Annotated in this window: 14 protein-coding genes; 4 read left to right on the plus strand and 10 right to left on the minus strand. The window is 71.4% G+C overall.

Features of this window, described 5'->3' with window-relative positions; translation table 11 throughout:
* Window positions 1–108: 108 nt before the first annotated feature.
* Complete coding sequence (locus tag AC0665_RS10045) at window positions 109–3,027, minus strand: glycoside hydrolase family 48 protein (protein WP_478704778.1); 2,919 nt, start codon at window positions 3,025–3,027, stop codon at window positions 109–111.
* 451 nt (window positions 3,028–3,478) lie between these two features.
* Between AC0665_RS10045 and AC0665_RS10050 the strand changes: the two genes are divergently transcribed.
* Window positions 3,479–5,197, plus strand: a complete 1,719-nt coding sequence (locus AC0665_RS10050; protein ID WP_478609366.1) for a glycoside hydrolase family 6 protein — start codon at window positions 3,479–3,481, stop codon at window positions 5,195–5,197.
* 130 nt (window positions 5,198–5,327) lie between these two features.
* Window positions 5,328–6,221 (plus strand): class I SAM-dependent methyltransferase, encoded by an 894-nt coding sequence (locus AC0665_RS10055; RefSeq protein WP_478704779.1) that lies wholly within the window; start codon window positions 5,328–5,330, stop codon window positions 6,219–6,221.
* A gap of 150 nt (window positions 6,222–6,371) precedes the next feature.
* Here the strand turns inward: AC0665_RS10055 and AC0665_RS10060 are convergent, their stop codons facing one another.
* From AC0665_RS10060 to AC0665_RS10070, 3 genes are all read right to left on the minus strand, one after another.
* On the minus strand, window positions 6,372–7,163 hold the full coding sequence (locus tag AC0665_RS10060; protein ID WP_468404821.1) for an aldo/keto reductase: 792 nt from the start codon (window positions 7,161–7,163) through the stop codon (window positions 6,372–6,374).
* Between the two features lie 156 nt (window positions 7,164–7,319).
* A complete protein-coding gene (locus AC0665_RS10065) occupies window positions 7,320–9,146 on the minus strand; it encodes an AMP-dependent synthetase/ligase (protein WP_468403667.1) in 1,827 nt (608 codons plus the stop codon).
* 335 nt (window positions 9,147–9,481) lie between these two features.
* Window positions 9,482–10,360: a LysR substrate-binding domain-containing protein gene (locus tag AC0665_RS10070; protein WP_468403669.1), complete on the minus strand. Its 879-nt coding sequence runs from the start codon at window positions 10,358–10,360 to the stop codon at window positions 9,482–9,484.
* A gap of 161 nt (window positions 10,361–10,521) precedes the next feature.
* Here AC0665_RS10070 and AC0665_RS10075 point away from each other — a divergent pair, with 161 nt between their 5' ends.
* Window positions 10,522–11,529, plus strand: a complete 1,008-nt coding sequence (locus AC0665_RS10075) for a bile acid:sodium symporter family protein (RefSeq protein ID WP_478705029.1) — start codon at window positions 10,522–10,524, stop codon at window positions 11,527–11,529.
* Here the strand turns inward: AC0665_RS10075 and AC0665_RS10080 are convergent.
* The 3 genes from AC0665_RS10080 to AC0665_RS10090 form a co-directional block, all read right to left on the minus strand.
* Complete coding sequence (locus tag AC0665_RS10080; protein ID WP_478704780.1) at window positions 11,465–12,700, minus strand: DUF4185 domain-containing protein; 1,236 nt, start codon at window positions 12,698–12,700, stop codon at window positions 11,465–11,467. The genes AC0665_RS10075 and AC0665_RS10080 overlap by 65 nt on opposite strands.
* A gap of 11 nt (window positions 12,701–12,711) precedes the next feature.
* Window positions 12,712–14,583 (minus strand): exo-alpha-sialidase, encoded by a 1,872-nt coding sequence (locus AC0665_RS10085; protein ID WP_478704781.1) that lies wholly within the window; start codon window positions 14,581–14,583, stop codon window positions 12,712–12,714.
* Window positions 14,584–14,724: 141 nt separating this feature from the next.
* Window positions 14,725–15,642 carry a quinone oxidoreductase family protein gene (locus tag AC0665_RS10090; RefSeq protein WP_478704782.1) on the minus strand — a complete coding sequence of 306 codons (918 nt, stop codon included), beginning with the start codon at window positions 15,640–15,642 and terminating at the stop codon, window positions 14,725–14,727.
* Between the two features lie 103 nt (window positions 15,643–15,745).
* Between AC0665_RS10090 and AC0665_RS10095 the strand changes: the two genes are divergently transcribed.
* A complete protein-coding gene (locus AC0665_RS10095) occupies window positions 15,746–16,183 on the plus strand; it encodes a MarR family winged helix-turn-helix transcriptional regulator (RefSeq protein ID WP_468403677.1) in 438 nt (145 codons plus the stop codon).
* 111 nt (window positions 16,184–16,294) lie between these two features.
* Here AC0665_RS10095 and fdhD read toward each other — a convergent pair whose 3' ends face one another.
* From fdhD to AC0665_RS10110, 3 genes are read right to left on the minus strand one after another with little or no spacing between them, the layout of a single operon-like run.
* Window positions 16,295–17,143 (minus strand): formate dehydrogenase accessory sulfurtransferase FdhD, encoded by an 849-nt coding sequence (gene fdhD / locus AC0665_RS10100; RefSeq protein WP_478704783.1) that lies wholly within the window; start codon window positions 17,141–17,143, stop codon window positions 16,295–16,297.
* A 7-nt stretch (window positions 17,144–17,150) separates the two neighbouring features.
* Complete coding sequence (locus AC0665_RS10105) at window positions 17,151–18,011, minus strand: 2Fe-2S iron-sulfur cluster-binding protein (RefSeq protein ID WP_468632220.1); 861 nt, start codon at window positions 18,009–18,011, stop codon at window positions 17,151–17,153.
* Entirely contained in the window at window positions 18,008–19,840 is a 1,833-nt protein-coding gene (locus AC0665_RS10110) for an NAD(P)H-dependent oxidoreductase subunit E (RefSeq protein ID WP_478704784.1), read from the minus strand. The genes AC0665_RS10105 and AC0665_RS10110 overlap by 4 nt, the downstream gene beginning before the upstream one ends.
* Between the last annotated feature and the right edge of the window lie 2 nt (window positions 19,841–19,842).

Genomic DNA, 19,842 nt, shown 5'->3' on the forward strand with positions numbered 1-19,842 from the left:
GCGGAGCTTCGGACGCACCTGCTGTTTCAGGGGCGCGGGGAGCTGCGCGACCGGTCACGACGGTCCCGCAGCCCAGACCCCGCCCACCCGCGGAGCGCCCGGCGGGGGCTATTCGAGAAGCTCCGCGTACGCGCCCATGGCCAAGGCGATGTCCGCCTGAGCCCAGAACCGGTGGTACGTGAACGAGGGCACCGCGCCGCCGGCGAGATAGCTCTCGATCTTCGACCAGGCCGGGTCGTCCTTGTAGAAGGACCGGATCGAGTCGAACGTCGACGACGAGTTGATCGCGTCACCGTTCGGCATCGTGCCCGTCCAGCCACTGGGGATGTGTACCGGGTCGTCGAACCGGTTGTAGTCGGCCCGGCTTTCCGGGACGGCGATGCCGAGGGCGTCCTGGTGGTTGTCCCACATGCCGTCCAGCAGCTTCTTCGCCGCCGTCGCCGCCTCCGTGTCACCGGAGCGGTCCGCGTAGTACGTCAAGGTCTTGGCGTACGAACCGGCCACACCGACGTCGTTGGTGTAATCGGCGACGGTGACGCGCAGCCCGCTGTTGGAGCCGGGGCTGGAGGCGTTCCAGGTGTCGGGCTGGCCCGACCACTGCAGCGTCGACGGGATGCGGAAGGTGCCGTCCGGGTTGAACGTGGTCTTGGACAGCGCCCAGTCGACCCACTTGTCGAGGACCGCCTTGGCCTTCGCGTTGCCCGTCTGCTGGTACAGCTCGGCGACCCGCTCCATGGACCACGCCTGGAAGCCGAACCACTGGTTGGACGGCGGGTCGTGGTACACGGGCGCCTCGTCGTAGTACATGCCGTAGAACGTCGACTTGCCCGAAGGCGGGGTCGCGTACCGGCCCGCCCAGCTGTTGGTCGCGCCACCGGCGATGGCACCCTCGCTGGACTGGAGCCAGCGGTAGAACTCCAGCTGCCGGTCCATGGACTTGGCCCAGTCCGCCGCGCCGGTCGCCGACTTGGGCTTCAGCGGGGCGTAGTTGGCGAGGGCGTAGGCGGCGAGGGGGTTCTGGTAGCCGCCGTGGGCGTGGCTGGAGCCGATGCGCCAGGCCCAGCCGGCACTCGTGTCCGTGGCGCCGCCCCAGGCGTAGTACCAGGACATCAGGTAGAACGAGGCGTCCTTGCCGGTGCCCGCGGGGCAGGCCGAGGGACCGACGCAGTTGCCGACCTTCTTGAAGTACTTGTCGAACATCGAGTAGCGCAGGTAGTCGCCCATCTTGGCGGCCTTGCCGACCGTCGCGGAGACGGCCGAGCCCTTGCCCTGCTCCTTCGCCCACAGATCCGCCCAGTAGGCGGCCTGCACGGCCCGCGCGTCGGCGTCCGGCGCGTTGGTGAACTTCCACTGCTTGGCGTAGGAGGCGTCACCGGTGAACAGGTCCAGATAGCCGTTCTTGCCGCCGAACTTGAAGGCGTCACACGTCGGCTGCGGCACGGTCTCCCACACCGACTCCTGCGCGCCGCGCTGGAAGGTGTTGATGTACGACGGGCCGGTGTCCGACGGGCCCGCCTCGCACTTGCCGGGCGAGTTGCCGTAGCCGTAGACGTTGTCGACGTCCTGGAGCCAGTGCATGCCGTAGACGTCGTCCGTGCCGTAGGCGCTCTTCAGTTCGCCCGCGATCGGGTCCGTGCCGACCGAGACACCGGTGTCGAGCTTGGCCGGATACTCGTTCGGCGTGTCCAGTTCGGGCGCGTAGGTGGCCGGCTTCGAGGGGTTGTAGAAGGAGTTGGTCGGCTGGTCGGCCTTGGTGGGGATCATGTACTTCTCCATGAGGTCCCACGCGCCGTTGAACTTCGACCAGTCACCCGTCACCTTGCCGTACATGGCCTGGAGCCACAGGAGGTAGCTGTACGCCTCCGAGGTGGTCTCGTGGCCGTGGTCCGGCGCCTCGACGATCAGCGTCTCCACCGAGTGGTACGGGATGCCCTCGGGGGAGAAGTAGCCGTTCGCCGGGTTGGTGATCTTCCCGTAGAGCTCGAGGAAGCGGGCGTCGTAGACCTTCGCCGCCGCCAGCTGGGTGACGGTGACGGAGGCCTTCGCGTGGCCCGCGGCCGTCGACTCGAACACCGCCGAGCCGGAACCGGAGCCCGCGGCCGTCACGGTCACCTTCTGCGCGGTGTTCCAGTTCTGCGGCGTGAAGGTGAGCGAGGCGCCGCCGGTGACCGACAGCCCCGAGTTGCCGCTCGCGCGGGCCGAGGTCACCGTCACGTTCCCGGTGGGCTGCTTGGACAGCTTCACCTCGTACGTGCCCGACTTGCCCGACTGGACGCCCAGTTGGAGCGGTGAGGCGACGACGGTCGGACCGGAGGCGACGGTGATGCCGACCGGTGTGGAGTCGGCGGAGGCGCCCATGCTGTCGTACGCCTTCGCCACCAGCGAATGACTGCCCACGGCCAAGTCGGAGACGGAGAGCGTGTAGGGCGCGCTCGTGTCCGTGCCCAGCAGCTTGGTGTCGTCGTAGAACTCCACCTTGCTGATCGAGGCGTTGTCCGCGGCGGCGGCGGTGGCCGCCAGGGGCACCGCCTGTCCCTGGGTGTAGGTGGCGCCCGCGCTCGGGCTGGTCAGCACGGCGATCGGCGGCTGGTGCGCGCCGGTGCAGGCGGTGCCGTTGACCGAGAAGGACGTCGGTGCGGTGTTGGCGCCGCTGTAGGAGAACTGGGCGCCGGTGGACACGGCGGCGCCCGCGGCGACGCGCGCGTTGTGGGCGGCGTTCTTCACGGTGATGTTCTGGCCGGACTGCGACCAGGTGCCGTTCCAGCCGTTGCCGAGCTTCTGGTTGCCCGAGTAGGCGTAGGTCAGCGTCCAGCCGTCGATGACGTCCGTGCCGCGGTTGGTGAGGGTCAGGTCCACCGTGAAACCGGAGCCCCAGTCGTTCGTCTTGTAGTCGACACTGCACTGAAGTGCTGCTGCCTGCGCGGGGCTCGACCCCGAGGAGAGCATCGTCAACGGAAGCGCGAGAGCTGCGAGTGCGGCGGTCCACAACAGCCGTACCGCTCCGCGTCTCCGGGGTGGGGGATGCATGGTGCTGGTTCCTCCTTGCGGCTCGGAGAAGTCAAGGCTTGAACCAGTGGGAGCGCTCCCATAGTGCGGATACGTCAGGTACCGGTCAAGGTTCTCGAAGAGTCGAAAAGATTCGATGCCCCGCCTTGAGCAAAAGTCAGTGACTCCCCTGTTTTTTACTGTCACTTGGCGCTACCTTCCTTGGCACCAGTGGGAGCGGTTCCATCAGTCGACGCGTCCGTCACGGCGCGCCCGACCTGCAAGGAGTCGCTCATGCGACACCCCCCGCGTTCAGTACTTTGAGCCGCCGCCGGCGCGAGACGCCCGCGTGCGTACGACAGTTGCTCTCCCGCGTCGGTCGCGAACGGCGCCGCACTCGCTCCGCCCTGCCCGCGACACCTCACCGCGCCCGACGAACCCCCCACGGATCCGCGGTATGGCAAGGAACCCAACGGAAGAGGGACCCCCACTCATGAGCCGTACGAGAACCGCGTTACTGGCCGCCATGGCCCTGGTCGGCGGTGTGACCGGCACCGCCTTCGCCGTCGACCCCGGTGGAGCCGGCGTCGCCGCCGTCCCCTGCACCGTCGACTACAAGATCCAGAACGAGTGGAGCACCGGCTTCACCGCCGCCGTGACCGTCACCAACAACCTCGCCGCCAAGTCCTCGTGGTCGCTGAAGTGGTCGTACGCCGGCAACCAGAAGGTCACCAGCGGCTGGAACGCCAAGATCAGCCAGAGCGGCGCGGCCGTCACCGCCGCCAACGAGTCCTACAACGGGCAGCTGGCGACCGGCGGTTCGGTCAGCTTCGGCTTCCAGGGCAGCTACAGCGGCAGCAACGCGATCCCGGCGACCTTCACCCTCGACGGCGTCACCTGCAACGTCGACGGCGGTCCCGGCGGCCCCACGGATCCGCCGGACCCGGGCGGCCCGGGGAACCGGGTGAACAACCCCTATGAGGGCGCGAAGGTGTACGTGAACCCGGAGTGGTCCGCGAACGCCGCCGCCGAGCCGGGCGGCAGCCGCGTCGCCAACCAGCCCACGGGTGTCTGGCTGGACCGGATCGCCGCGATCAACGGCGCGAACGGGAAGATGGGCCTGCGTGCCCACCTCGACGAGGCACTGCGCCAGAAGGGCTCCGGCGAACTCGTCGTCCAGTTCGTGATCTACAACCTGCCCGGCCGGGACTGCGCCGCCCTCGCCTCCAACGGCGAACTCGGCCCGACGGAGATCGACAAGTACAAGACGCAGTACATCGACCCGATCAAGACGATCCTCGCCGACCCGAAGTACTCCTCGCTGCGGATCGTCACCACGGTCGAGATCGACTCGCTGCCGAACCTCGTCACCAACACCGGCAGCCGCGTGACGGCCACCCCGCAGTGCGACGTGATGAAGGCCAACGGCAACTACCAGAAGGGCATCGGCTACGCGCTGAACAAGCTCGGTGACGTCCCCAACGTCTACAACTACATCGACGCCGGCCACCACGGATGGATCGGCTGGGACGACAACTTCGGCCCCAGCGCCACCCTGTTCAAGGAGGCGGCCACCACGGAGGGCGCCACCGTCAACGACGTCCACGGGTTCATCACCAACACGGCCAACTACAGCGCCCTGAAGGAGAACAACTTCTCCATCAGCGACAACGTGGCCGGCAAGTCCGTCCGCGAGTCGAAGTGGGTCGACTGGAACCGCTACGTCGACGAGCTGTCCTTCGCCCAGGCGTTCCGCAACCAGTTGGTCTCGGTGGGCTTCAACTCGAACATCGGCATGCTGATCGACACCTCCCGCAACGGCTGGGGCGGCACCGCCCGGCCCACCGGACCGGGCGCGACGACCAGCGTCGACACGTACGTCGACGGCGGGCGCTACGACCGGCGCATCAACCCCGGCAACTGGTGCAACCAGTCCGGAGCCGGCCTCGGCGAACGCCCGCAGGCCAACCCGGCCGCCGGGATCGACGCGTACGTGTGGATGAAGCCGCCGGGCGAGTCGGACGGGTCGAGCAAGCTCATCCCGAACGACGAGGGCAAGGGCGCCGACGGAATGTGCGACCCGGCGTACAAGGGCAACCCGCGCAACGGCAACAACCCCTCCGGCGCACTGCCGGACGCGCCGTTGTCCGGGCACTGGTTCTCCGCCCAGTTCCGGCAGCTGATGCAGAACGCGTACCCGCCGCTGTCCTGAACCCTCTCCGCCGACCGGCTGATCCGCCGGGGCCCCGTGCCCCGGCGGATTTGCCGCACCGGCAACACCAGTGGCCTCCGATCGGTGCGTCGGCGCACGCTGACCGCATCCGAGCGAGAGGCTGACCACCATGGCGCACCAGCACGGCCACGAGCACAAGCCTGGCCATCACCACGACCACACGGACCTCGACTGGGCCGAGATGGGCCCGATGCTGGAGTCCTCGGCCGAACTGTTCGCGTCCTTGTACGAGCGGGCGCTGGGCTGGCTCGCGCAGGAGGTGACCGAGCCGGGCCTGATCGTCGACGCGGGCAGCGGTCCGGGCGTCGTGGCGTGCCTGTTCGCGGAGACGTTCCCGGGGGCGCGGATCGAGGCGGTGGACGGCTCCGAAGCGCTGCTGGAGCGGGCGCGGGCGCGGGCCGAGCGGCAGGGCGTCGCCGACCGCTTCGGCACGCTCGCCGGGGACCTGCCCGAGGTGCTCGGCGAGCTGGACTACCCCGCCGACCTGCTCTGGGCGAGCCGCAGCCTGCACCACCTCGGTGACCAGCGGGCCGCGCTGGCCGCCTTCGCCCAGCGGCTGGCGCCGGGCGGCACGCTCGCCCTCATGGAGGGCGGTCTGCCCCTGCGGTTCCTGCCGCGTGACATCGGCATGGGCCGGCCCGGTCTCCAGGCGCGGATCGACGCGGTGGAGGCGGAATGGTTCGACCGGATGCGCACCGACCTGCCCGGACACGTCGCCGAGACGGAGCACTGGCCGGCCCTGCTGGCCGCCGCGGGCCTCAAGCACACCAGGACGCACAGCTTCCTGCTCGACCTGCCGGCCCCCGCCTCGGACCGGGCGCGCGCGTATGTCGTGGCCTCCCTGTCGCACATGCGCGACAAGCTCGCCGAGGGACTGGACGCCGAGGACCTCGCGACCGTCGACCGTCTGCTCGACCCGGACGACGAGGCGAGCCTGCACCGCCGCCCGGACGTGTTCGTCCTGGAGGCCCACACGGTGCACACGGCGGTCCGGCCCGCCTGATCCGAGGACCTCGACTTCGGCAGGAGACGACGTCCGGCCGGCGGTGGACGGCACCCTCAAGGCGTTCGGGCGGTCCGAGACGCCGAGCACGACAGCGCCCCGGGCCGGAGCCCCCTCGCGGGGCCCGGGCCGGGGCGCTGGTGGTGCGGTTCAGGCGCCGTTGAACTCCGCCGGGTCCGGGCCGATGCGCCGGTCCTCGTTCAGGGCGCTGATCGCGGCCAGGTCCTCGTCGTCGAGGCTGAAGTCGAAGACGTCGATGTTCTCCTTGATCCGCGACGGCGTCACGGACTTCGGGATCACCACATTGCCCAGCTGGAGGTGCCAGCGCAGCACGATCTGGGCCGGGGTGCGCTCGTGCTTGCGGGCGATGGCCACGATCGCCGGGACCTCCAGCAGGCCCTTGCCCTGGCCGAGCGGCGACCAGGCCTCCGTGGCGATGCCCTGCCGCGCGTGGTACTCACGGGAGGCCTGCTGCTGGAGGTGGGGGTGCAGCTCGATCTGGTTGACCGCCGGGACCACCGACGTCTCGCCGATCAGCCGCTCCAGGTGCTCGGGCAGGAAGTTGGAGACGCCGATGGCCCGGATCCGGCCGTCGGCGTGCAGCTTCTCGAACGCCTTGTAGGTATCGACGTACAGATCGCGCTCCGGCGTCGGCCAGTGGATCAGGTACAGGTCGACGTGGTCCAGACCGAGCTTGTCCAGCGACGTGTCGAAGGCGCGCAGCGTGGAGTCGTACCCCTGGTCGGCGTTCCAGAGCTTCGTGGTGACGAAGAGCTCCTCGCGGGGGATGCCGGACGAGGCGATGGCCTTGCCGGTGCCCTGCTCGTTGCCGTAGATCGCCGCGGTGTCGATGCTGCGGTACCCGGCCTCCAGCGCCGTCGAGACGGCCGTCTCGGCCTCGTCGTCCGGCACCTGCCAGACGCCGAAGCCCAGCTGGGGCATCTCGACGCCGTTGTTCAGGATGATCGGGGGGACCTTGCTCACGAGCTCTCGATCCTTCGGTAAGTGGTCAGGTGTGCTCCCATCGTCAACGATCACGGGCGGTGATGCATTCCTGACGGGAGATTCCGGAGCCACACCTGCCCCGTGGGGCGGCGCTCACGCCCGGTAGAGCGCCTCGACCTCTTTCTCGTACGCCTTCTCGATCGCCTTGCGCTTGAGCTTCAGGGACGGCGTGAGTAGGCCGTGCTCCTCGGTGAACGGCTGGGCCAGGATGCGGAAGGTGCGGATGGACTCGGCCTGCGAGACCAGGGTGTTGGCGGCGACCACCGCGCGCCGCACCTCCGTCTCCAGATCCGCGTCGCGCACCAGCTCCGCGGGGGACATCCGCGGCTTGTTCCGCATCGTCAGCCAGTGCTCCACGGCCTCCTGGTCCAGGGTCACCAGGGCGGCGATGTACGGGCGGTCGTTGCCGACGACGATGCACTGGTTGACCAGCGGATGGTCCCGGACCCGTTCCTCCAGCACACCGGGCGAGACGCTCTTGCCCCCGGACGTGACCAGGATCTCCTTCTTGCGGCCGGTGATGGTGAGGAAGCCGTCCTCGTCCAGTGCGCCGAGGTCGCCGGTGGCGAGCCAGCCCTCGTGCAGCGTCTCGTCGGTGGCCTTCTGGTTGTTGAGGTACCCCTGGAAGACGTTCTCGCCGCGTAGCCAGATCTCGCCGTCGTCCGCGATGTGCACGGTCATGCCCGGGATGGGCTGCCCCACCGTGCCGAACCGGGTGCGCCCGGGCGGGTTGGCGGTGGCGGCGGCGGTCGACTCCGTCAGGCCGTACCCCTCGTAGATGTGCACACCGGCACCGGCGAAGAACAGCCCGAGCCGGCGGTCCATCGCCGAGCCGCCGGACATGGCGTGCTTGATGCGGCCGCCCATCGCGCCGCGGATCTTGGCGTAGACGAGCTTGTCGAACAGCTGGTGCTGCATGCGCAGGCCGGCGGAGGGGCCCGGACCGATGCCCCAGGCCTTGGCCTCCATCGCGTCGGCGTACTTGATGGCGATGTCGACGGCCTTCTCGAAGGGGCCGGAGCGGCCCTCCCTCTCGGCCTTGCGGCGGGCCGCGTTGAACACCTTTTCGAAGATGTACGGCACGGCCAGGAAGAACGTCGGCCGGAACGCGGCCAGGTCCGGCAGCAGGGCCGCCGCGTTCAGCTGCGGCTGGTGGCCGAACTTCACCTTGCCGCGGATGCCGGCGACCTGGACCATCCGCCCGAAGACGTGCGCGAGCGGCAGGAACAGCAGGGTCGCCGCCTCGTCGCCGCGCTTGGAGTGGAACACCGGCTCCCAGCGCTCGATGACGGTGTCCGCCTCGTACATGAAGTTGCCGTGCGTGATGACGCAGCCCTTGGGGCGGCCGGTGGTGCCCGAGGTGTAGATGATCGTGGCGACCGAGTCGGGGGTGACGGCCTGGCGGTGGCGGTGGACCACCTCGTCGTCGAGGTGCGCGCCCATGTCGTACAGCTCGTGCACGGCGCCGGAGTCGAGCTGCCACAGCCGGCGCAGCTGGGGCAGCCGGTCGATGACGGTGGCGATCGTCATGGCGTGGTCCTCGTGCTCCACGACCGCGGCCGTCACCTCGGCGTCGTACAGCATCCAGAAGCACTGCTCGGCCGACGACGTGGGATAGACCGGGACGACCTGGGCGCCGATCGTCCACAGGGCGTAGTCGAACAGGGTCCACTCGTAGCGCGTACGGGACATGATCGCGACCCGGTCGCCGAACCGGATGCCGCTGGCCAGCAGGCCCTTGGCCAGGGCGAGCACCTCGTCGCGGAACTCGGCGCTGGTGACGTCCCGCCACCGGCCGGAGTCGTCCTTGCGGCCCAGAGCGATGTGCAGCGGGTCCTCCTGGGCATGCTCGAAGACCACGTCGGCCAGACCGCCCACCGGAGGTGCCAACGCCAACGGAGGGTTGGTGAACTCGCGCAAACCCCGCTCCCCGCTCCTCAGCGCTCCTGTCGAGTGACGCCCCGCACAGCGCCGTGAAAGCTACCCCACCCGGCCAGGGGGCGGGAGGGGGTACGAAGGCGGGCGCGGCTTCGGCCGGGGCAGGTCAGCGAGGGAAAATACGCTCACATGGGGAAGGGTCGGACACAAACCTGACGGTTGAGTAAGTTTCGGTGCCGTAATCTCCACCGAATCTGTACGACCCTGCCACGGTTCGGCATACATCCGTCCGGGCCGCACAAGTGTCCCCTTCCCACAGCGTGCCCGGCGCGGACAGTGTCACTCCGCTTGTGTCGGGCGCTGCGGGACGGAGCAGGTCACAGCCCCTCGCGCTCGCTGCGGTGCAGCCGGTCCCCGCCCGCGAGGACCGCCGCCGCGAGGGCGTCCGCCGCCCCCTGGGCGGAGGGCCGGCGCCGGCCGTGCACCAGGACGAAGTCGACCTGGCCCAGTTCCGGCAGCCCCGCCCGGTCCGGGACCCGGACTAGTCCCGGCGGGATGAGGCCGCGGGAATGGGCCATCACGCCGAGACCGGCCCGGGCCGCCGCGACGAGGCCGTTGAGGCTGCCGCTGGTGCACACCACGCGCCACGGGCGGCCCTGCCGCTCCAGCGCCTCCAGGGCGAGCGCGCGGGTGATGCCCGGCGGCGGATACACGATGAGCGGCACCGGGCGGTCGGGGTCGAGCCGGAGGCGCTCCGCGCCGATCCACACCAGCCGGTCGTGCCGGACCAGCTCGCCGCGCGGGTCCTCGGGCCGCCGCTTGGCCAGGACGAGGTCCAGCTTCCCGGCGGCCAGCTGCTCGTGCAGCGTGCCCGACAGCTCCACCGTCAGCTCCAGGTCGACCTCGGGGTGCTCGTGCCGGAAGCCCTCCAGGATCTCCGGCAACCGGGTGAGCACGAAGTCCTCCGAGGCGCCGAAGCGCAGCCGGCCGCGCAGCCGCGTGCCCGTGAAGAAGGACGCCGCCTGCTCGTGCACCTCCAGGATCCGGCGCGCGAAGCCGAGCATGGCCTCGCCGTCCTCCGTCAGCTCCACCGAGTGGGTGTCCCGCGTGAACAGCGTCCGCCCGGTGGCGTCCTCCAGCCGCCGCACGTGCTGGCTGACCGTCGACTGCCGCAGCCCGAGCCGCCGCGCGGCCTGCGTGAAGCTGAGCGTCTGCGCCACCGACAGGAACGTGCGCAGATGGGCGGGGTCGTACATGCCTGGCACGTTATCGCGAAACGTGATGACAGTGAGAGCGGTGTACGGGATTCCCGATCGCCGCTCGGGGGAGCAGGATGGAAGGGGGCCGCTCCGGCCCCGGACCGACCGAAGTACCAGGCAAGTGGAGCACCGTGAAACACCTGCGCCGGCCGCATCGGATGCCGATCGACCCCTACATCCTGCTTCTCCTCGGGACCGTGGGCCTCGCCGCTCTGATCCCGGCGCGCGGATCGGCCGCGGACGTCGCCTCCGGTGCCTCCACGGCGGCCGTCGCCCTCCTGTTCTTCCTGTACGGCGCCCGGCTCTCCACCCGGGAGGCACTCGACGGACTGCGCCACTGGCGGCTGCACGTCACGGTCCTCGCGTGCACCTTCGCCGTCTTCCCGCTGCTCGGGCTCGCGGCCCGCGGGCTGGTGCCGGTGATCCTGACCCACCCGCTCTACCAGGGCCTGCTCTTCCTCACGCTCGTCCCGTCGACCGTCCAGTCGTCGATCGCCTTCACCTCGATGGCCCGCGGCAACGTGCCCGCCGCGATCTGCGCGGGCTCCTTCTCCTCCCTCGTCGGCATCGTCGCCACCCCCCTGCTCGCCGCCTCGCTGCTCGGCGGCGACGGCGGCTTCTCCGCCGGCTCGCTGCTGAAGATCGTGCTGCAACTGCTGGTGCCGTTCCTCGCCGGACAGCTGCTGCGCCGCTGGATCGGCGGCTTCGTCACCCGCCGCAAGAAGGTCCTCGCCCTGGTGGACCGCGGCTCGATCCTGCTCGTCGTCTACACCGCGTTCAGCGCGGGCATGGTCCAGGGCATCTGGCACCAGGTCAGCCCCGCGCGGCTCGGCGGTCTGTTCGTCGTCGAGGCGGTGATCCTCGCCGTGATGCTGCTCGTCACCTGGTACGGCGGCAAGGCGCTGGGCTTCGGCCGGGCGGACCGGATCGCGATCCAGTTCGCCGGCTCGAAGAAGTCCCTGGCCGCCGGGCTGCCCATGGCGAGCGTCCTGTTCGGCGCGCAGGCGGCGCTCGCCGTGCTGCCGCTGATGCTCTTCCACCAGTTGCAGCTCATCGTGTGCGCGGTGATCGCCAAGCGGCGCGCGCGGGAGACGGCGGAGGTCAGCGCGCCGCAGCCAGCCGCAGCGACACGAACCGCGGTCGGTACAGGGACACGTTCCGGCTGAGCTGCGCGGCGGCGCCCGTCGTCTCCAGCCAGTTGACGTCGTAGCTCAGCACGAGCCGTCCCCCGCCGCTCAGCACCGGATGCGCTTGCGGGTTGTAGGCGGCCACCTGCCCCGGCGGCAGCGCCGGGCTGAACTCCTTCGCCGGACCGTGCCACGGCCCGGCCGGGGAGCAGGCCCAGTAGGACGCCACGGTCGTCAGCCCCTTGGCGCCGGCGGCCATCGTGAACAGCACGTAGGTGCCGCCTTCCCGGACGACCGTGAACGCGCTGCCCACGCCCTTGCGCCGCCCGTCCCCGAGCACCGGCCGGGGGCGGGCGCCGGGCACCCACGCCGAGCCGCTCCAGTACTGCCAGGCGTCCGGATCCGCGAGCCCGCCCGCCGGCACCCGGGCCGCGTAGGCGTGCGACGCGGGGCGGGAGGCGGCCCGGCCGTCGTCACCGCCGAACACGTACGTCCAGCCGTCCTCCTCGACCAGCGTCGTACCGAACAGCACGCGTCGCGACGGGTCGGCGACCGACCGCTGGTCGAGCACCTGGGTGATCGACTCCAGACGCAGCCCGGGCAGCGACAGGGTGGCGACCTCGGTGGCGGTGGGCACACCGTAGATCCAGGGGGCCTGCCCCGCCGTGCGCACCCACAGCAGCACCCGGACGACCTGCTCCGGGGAGCCGGGGGAGCGGGGTTCGACCCGGGCGGCGACGGGCCAGCGCCACCGGCCGGGCCCCGGGTCGGCGAACAGCGGGGCGGGCAGGGTGGATTCGAGCCGTCCGTCGCGCATCAGCACGGCCGAGTTGCGCACCAGGGGCGCGGTCGTGTCCCGCCAGGCGTACGACTCGCCGTGCGGGTTGGGCGGCCCGTACACCCGGCCCAGATAGGTGTCCGAGAACAGCCACAGCACCCGGCCGTCGGGCAGTCGCACCGAGTGGGTGCCGTCGCCGCCGGTCCAGTCGTCGGCGCGGCTCGCGTCGTCCCCGTAGCGGGCGAACTCGGCGGTGAGGCCGTCGTCCGCCTTCCAGGAGCCGACCGTGAGGGCCCGACAGGCGTCGTAGTCCGGACCGCGGTCGCCCGGCAGGGCGATGAGCAGCGCGGCGCCGAGGACCAGGACCAGCAACAGGCCGATCCCGGTTCCCGCGCGCTGTCGTGCTCGTGCTGCTCCTGAGTCGTCGGGCACGTCGCGTGACGTTAGTGGGTGCCGCTCACCTGGTCCATGGGCAGCCACAGCACGGTGCCCCGGGAGGCCGCGCCCGAGGCGCCGGAGGCCAGCTCCTTGTCGCTCAGGGCCCGGTTCCACACACGGACGTCGTCGATCGCGCCGCTGAGGAACGCCCGGCTGTCCATGCGCTGGCCGATGTGCACCCCGAAGGGGGAGTTGCGGCTGACTGAACCCGGCACGTCCGCGGTGCCGATCGCCTCGCCGTCGAGGACGAGGGTCAGCTCGCCCCCGCCGCGGCGCAGCGCGAGGTGGTGCCAGCGGCCGTCGTTGCGGGCGCCGTCGGCGGACACCGAGGCCGACGTGACGGTCGTCGCGCCGGACCGGGTGGTGATCAGTCCCCGGACCCGGTCGCTCGCCGGTTCCCCACGCAGCCAGATCTGCGGCTGGGTGGTGCCGATGCCGCCCATCCACAGGAAGGGCTGCTCGCCGGTCGTGGCCGTGTAGCGGAAGTGCAGCGAGACCGTGAAGTCCCCCTCGCCGAGCGGGAGCCGGGACCGGTAGGGCAGCCGTACGGCGTCGTCGGAACCGTCGAAGGAGAGCGCGCCGCCTCGGACACCGGCCGTCCGCCCGGCGCCGCCGAGCACGGCCGCGGGCGGGGCGCCCGCCGCCGCGTCGCGGGTGGTCGGGTCGGCGCCCCGGCGCGGCTTCAGCCAGTCCTCGGTGAAGCGGGCGAAGCGGATCTCGTCGCGTGCGTCGACCGCGCCGCCCTCGTACAGCAGGCCCACCGTCGTGCGGTCGACCGCCGCCATGTCGGAGTAGCCGGACCAGTCCGTGGTGACGACCGTGCCCCGGTCCACGCTCTCCCAGGTGCGCCCGCCGTCGTAGGAGGAGCGGACCATCATGGTGCGGCGGCGGTCGGGGTCGGCCGGCGCGGACAGCAGCATCCGGTCGCCGAGGCGCAGGGTCGCGCCCTGGACCTGCGGGGTGTACAGGTCCGGCAGGGCGCGGAAGGGCGTGGCGAAGCTGTCCCCGCCGTCCAGGCTGAGCGTCTGGGAGCGGTGGCCCAGGTCGGTGCCGTCCTGTTCCCGGCCGCTGACGAGCAGGACGCCGTCCGCGCGTTCGGTGAGCGTCACCTCGGACGGCTTCTGCCGGAACGTGCCGTCCTGCGCTATGGGCCAGCTGTCCGTGGCGCCGACCTTCCAGGTGTCGCCACCGTCGTCGCTGACGACGAGCGCGGCATGGTTGGCGGAGACGCGGCTGCCGTTCCACGTCTCGGTGTTGACGCCGAGGACGAGCCGCCCGGCGTGCTTGCCGCGGGTCAGCTGGACGCTGTGCACGGGGCCGGTCGCGTACCAGGAGTTCCAGTGGCCGGGCAGGATGTCGTCGCTCAGGTCGCGGGGCTCCGACCAGGTTTGGCCGTCGTCGTCGCTGTACTGCAGATGCGGGGTGCGGTCGCAGGGGACAGTGCAGTTGCCGGCGTCCGTGCGGCCGGTGTTGAACGTCTCGGCCAGCAGGATCCGGCCGGTCTCGCGGTCCACGACCGGTGCCGGGTTGCCGTGCGTGTCGCCCGCGCCCTCGGTGACGACCTGGAGCGGCCCCCAGGTGCGGCCGCCGTCGGTGGAGCGCTTGACGACGATGTCGATGTCGGCCGCGTCGCCGCAGTTGAGGACGCGGCCCTCGGCGAACGCCAGCAGCGCGCCGCTGGTGGTGCGCACGATCGCCGGGATCCGGAAGCAGGCGTAACCCGGGTCCTGGGACGCCTTGAAGAGGACCTGCTGGTCGAACTCCGGTGCGGCGCTGCCGGGTTGACCGTGCGCCGGAGCGGTGGGGGCGAGCAGCGCTCCGGCGGTGGCCGTGGCGGTCAGGGTGGTTCTCAGACGTGCGCGAAGACTTGACGGCATGGTGCGACCTGCCCTTCATGCGTCTGTCGGCTGGACCACCGGGGCATGGGAACGGACATCCGGTCATTCGGACATCCCACGTCCCATCTGTGGAGCCACAGACGGTACTTGGCTTCTCGGACCCCCCACAAGGATCGTGCGTCAGGGGATCAGGATGACCTTGCCCAGGTTGGACCGCCCCTCGATCTCCGCGTGTGCCTTGGTCGCGTCCTCCAGGGCGAACCGGCCGTGCACGACGGGCCGGAGCTCTCCCGCCCCGAACAGCCGCCACAGTTCCTCGCGCCACTGCTCGTACAACTCCGGCTTCCCGCGGGCGATACGGGCCATCTGGAAGCCGGTCACCGACTTGGCGTCCACCAGCAGGTCGTAGGCCTGGATGGTGCCGCCGCCCGAGCTGTAGGCCACCAGCCGCCCCCCGGGGACGAGCGCGTGCAGGGCGCGGGTGAGCAGCTCCCCGCCGACCGCGTCCAGCACGTAGTCGACCGGGGTGCCCCAGCTGCCGTCGCCGTAGGAGATGACGTGGTCGGCGCCGAGGGCCCGGACGAAGTCGGCCTTGACCGGGTCGGAGACCGCTCCCACGACCCGTCCGGCGCCGCGTGTCCTGGCCAGCTGCACGGCCAGATGGCCGACGCCGCTCGCGGCGGCGGTGACCAGGGCCGCCTCGCCCGGCTCGGGGCGGGCCGCCTCCAGGGCGCCCAGCGCCACCAGGCCGCTGCGGACCAGGGCGACCGCGTCGACGGCGCCGGCGTCGGCGGGGATCGGTGAGGTCATGGCCTCGTGCAGCAGCGAGAAGTCGGCGTAGCCGTGGCCGAGACAGAGCCCGGTCACCCGGTCGCCGGTGCCGAAGCGGGTGACGCCCTCACCGACGGCCATGACCTCACCGGCGATCTCCCCGCCGAGCGGGCCCGGCTCGGCCGCCTCGGTGACCTTGCGGACCACCGGGAGCGTCACGCCGATGGCCTCCGCGCGCACGAGCAGCTCTCCGGGGCCGGGTTCTGGGACCGGGGCCTCCTCCAGGAAGAGGGGGCCGCCTCGGGATTCGTAGCGGACGCGACGCATCACACCTCCGGGGTCATGGGTGGTCCCAACGAATCCGTTGGGGAGCCCAACGGTATAAGAGGATCATAGGGAGAACCAACGATTTCTTGGTTAGGCTGCGGCCATGTCGGAAGCCCCCTTGCCCGCGATCCGCTCCCTGCCCAGCTGGCTGCTCGGCCGTGCCGCCGCCCGCGGCCGGGCCCTGGTGGCCGAGGCGCTGGCCGCTCAGGACATGCGGATGTGGCACCACGTCGTCCTGTCCGCCGTCCGCGACCTGGCACCCGTCGCCCAGGCCGACCTCGGACGCGGTGTCGGGCTGGACCCCAAAGACCTGGTCGGAGTGCTCAACGACCTTCAGTCGGCCGGCCTGGTGGTGCGCGAGCCGGACCCCCGGGACCGCCGCAAGAACGCGGTGTCCCTCACCCCGCGGGGAGCCCGGCTGCTCAAGCGCTGCGAGGAAGCCGCCCGCGCGGCCAACGACGAACTGCTCGCCCCGCTGTCGGCCGCCGAGCGGGAGCAGTTCACGGCGATGCTGCTGCGGATATCCGGCACGGCCGACTAGGCGTCGCGCCCGGGGCAGGCCGAGACGGGGCAGGCCGAGACGGGGCCCCTGCGGCGCAGGGGGCGCTCCCCGCCGGTCGGGGCCCCGCCGCCGTGCCGCGGAGGAACCGGGTCAGCCCTGGGCGGCCGCGGCCCGCAGGGCGATCCTGTCCTCCCCCGCGTACACGTTCATGGAGCTGCCCCGCAGGAAGCCCACCAGCGTCAGACCCGTCTCGGCGGCGAGGTCCACCGCCAGCGAGGAGGGGGCCGACACGGCCGCCAGGACGGGGATGCCGGCCATCACGGCCTTCTGCGCCAGCTCGAAGGAGGCCCGGCCCGACACCAGCAGGACCGCCCGGGACAGCGGCAGCTCCCCGCTCTGCAGGGCCCGGCCGACCAGCTTGTCGACCGCGTTGTGCCGGCCCACGTCCTCCCGGACGTCCAGCAGCTCGCCCTCTTCGGAGAACAGGGCCGCCGCGTGCAGGCCCCCGGTCCGGTCGAAGACCCGCTGGGCCGCGCGCAGCCGGTCCGGGAGGGTCGCGAGCAGCTCGGGGGAGATCCGCACCGGGGGAGTGTCGGCGATCGGCCACCGGGCGGTGGTGCGCACCGCGTCCAGCGAGGCCTTGCCGCACAGCCCGCAGGAGGAGGTGGTGTAGACGTTGCGCTCCAGCGTGACGTCCGGGATCACCACGCCCGGGGCCGTCCTCACGTCGACCACGTTGTACGTGTTCGAGCCCTCGGCCGTCGCCCCGGCGCAGTAGACGATGTTCTGCAGGTCCTCCTGCCCGGCCAGCACCCCCTCGCTCACCAGGAACCCCGCCGCCAGCGCGAAGTCGTCGCCGGGGGTGCGCATGGTGATCGCCAGGGGCTTGCCGTTCAGCCTGATCTCCAGCGGTTCCTCGGCGACGAGCGTGTCCGGGCGGCTGGAGACCGCCCCGTCCCGGATGCGGATCACCTTGCGTCGTTCCGTGACTCGTCCCATGTCCTGATCAGTCCCGGTTCTGTACGTGCTGGTAGCCGAAGCGGCCCTTGATGCAGAGGTTGCCGTGGGTCACCGGGTTGTCGTGCGGCGAGGTGACCTTGACGATCTCATTGTCCTGTACGTGCAGCGTCAGGTTGCAGCCCACTCCGCAGTACGCGCACACCGTGGTCGTCTCCGTCTGCCGCGACGCGTCCCAGGTACCCGCCGCCCGCATGTCGAACTCGGATTTGAAGGACAGCGCTCCCGTGGGGCACACCTCGATGCAGTTCCCGCAGTACACACACGCCGAATCGGTCAGCGGCGCGTCGTGCTCCACCGCGATCCGGGCGCCGAAGCCGCGTCCCGCGACCGAGATCGCGAACGAGTTCTGCCACTGGTCGCCGCAGGCGTCGACGCACTTGTAGCAGAGGATGCACTTGTCGTAGTCGCGGACATACAGGTCGTTGTCGACCTTCGGCTCCTCGTTCAGCCGCGCCGCGTCCGGGCCGAAGCGGTCCGGCTTCGCCTCGTACTCCTTGAGCCACCCGGCGACCTTCGGGGTCGTCGACAGGTCGACCGAGGACGCGAGCAGTTCCAGCACGACCTTGCGGCTGTGCCGGGCGCGCTCGGTGTCGGTGCGCACCTCCATGCCCGGCTCGGCCTTGCGGGAGCACGCCGGGACGAGGGTGCGGGCCCCCTCGACCTCGACGACGCACACCCGGCAGGCGTTCTTCGGCCGCAGCGTGTCGCCCTCGCACAGGGTCGGGACGTCCTTCCCGGCCGCCCGGCAGGCGTCGAGGATCGTCGAGCCCTCCGGGACCCGCGCCTCCTCGCCGTCGAGGGTGAACTCCAGCATGCGGCGCGGGATCCCCAGCGGTGTGACGGTCATTCGTACGCCCCCAGACGGTCGATGGCGGATTCCACGGCGTTCCACGCGGTCTGGCCCAGACCGCAGATGGAGGCGTCCCGCATGGCGCGGCCGACCTCCCGCAGCAGCGCGATGTCCCCGGCGGCGTCGGCTCCGGTGCGCTCCACGATCCGGTGCAGCGCCTCCTCCTGCCGCACCGTCCCGACCCGGCACGGCACGCACTGCCCGCACGACTCGTCCCGGAAGAACTCCGCGATGCGCAGCAGCAACCGCGGCAGGGGCACGCTGTCGTCGAAGGCCATGACGACCCCCGAGCCGAGCGTCGTGCCCGCCTCCCGCGTCCCTTCGAACGTGAGCGGCACGTCCAGCTCGTCGGCCCGGACGAAACCGCCCGCCGCCCCGCCGAGCAGCACCGCCCGCAGCCCCTCGCGCACCCCGGCCAGCGCGAGCAGCTCGCCCAGCGTCGCCCCGAACGGCACCTCGTAGACACCGGGCCGCTCCACGCTCCCGGACACGCAGAACAGCTTCGGTCCGGTGGAGCGCTCCGTGCCGATCGCCGCGTACGCCGGGGCGCCCATCGTCAGGATCGACAGGACGTTGACCAGCGTCTCCACGTTGTTCTCGACCGTCGGCTTGCCGAACAGGCCCTTCTCCACCGGGAACGGCGGCTTGGAGCGCGGCTCGCCGCGGTAGCCCTCGATGGAGTTGAACAGGGCCGTCTCCTCACCGCAGATGTAGGCGCCCGCGCCGCGCCGGATCTCGATGTCGAAGGCGTAGCCCTGGCCGAGGACGTCGTCACCGAGCAGCCCGCGCGCGCGGGCCTGCGTGATGGCGTGCTCCAGCAGGCGCAGGGCGCGCGGGTACTCGCCGCGCAGATACAGGTAGCCCTGGTGGGCGCCGGTCGCGTACCCGGCAATCGTCATCGCCTCGACGAGCGCGTACGGGTCGCCCTCCATGAGCACCCGGTCCTTGAAGGTGCCCGGCTCCGATTCGTCGGCGTTGCAGACGAGGTAGTGCGGACGGTCCGGCTGGGACGCCGTGGCCTGCCACTTGCGGCCGGTGGGGAAGGCGGCGCCGCCGCGCCCGACCAGGCCCGAGTCGGTGACCTCGCGGATGACCCCGGCCGGGCCCAGCTCGAAGGCCCGGCGCAGGGCGGTGTAGCCGCCGTGGGCGCGGTAGTCGTCGAGGGACGACGGGTCGACCACGCCCACGCGGTGCAGCAGCATCAGACCGTCCCGCCCGGCCTGGGGCACCGCCAGCGCGGCGGGCGGTTCCTCGGGTGCCGAGTCGGGCGCGCTCGCGGCGAGCACGGCCTCCTCGACGGTCGCCGGCGCCGAGACCGCCGTACGCACGGGGTCCCCGGCCCTGATCGCGAGCGCGGCCGGGGCGCGTTCGCACAGGCCCAGACAGGGGCTGCGCTCGACACTCACCCCGCTGCCGAGGCCCAGCCGCGTCTCGATCCCGGCGCACAGCTCGGGCGCACCGGCCGCCGCGCACGCCAGGTCCGTGCACACGTGGAGCACGGTCGCCGGACGCGGCTTGACCGAGAACATGGCGTAGAAGGTGGCGACCCCGTAGGCCTCCGCCGGCGGTACCGTCAGCCGCCGGCACAGGTAGTCGAGGGCGCCCTCGCTGATCCAGCCGATCCGGTCGTTGACGGCGTGCAGCCCCGGCAGCAGCATCTCGCGGCGGTCCCGGGCCTCACGCCCGCCACGCGCCCACCTCAGATCGGCGGCTCGCATCTCGTCGCGGGCGGCGCCCTCCCAGGAGGACTCGGGAGGCCCGAGGAGGGCGTCGACGGCCGCCCGTTCCTCGTCCGTCGGTTTGCTGTCACCGAAGTGCAGGTCCACGT

This window comes from Streptomyces sp. NPDC043685 (genome assembly GCF_056436585.1).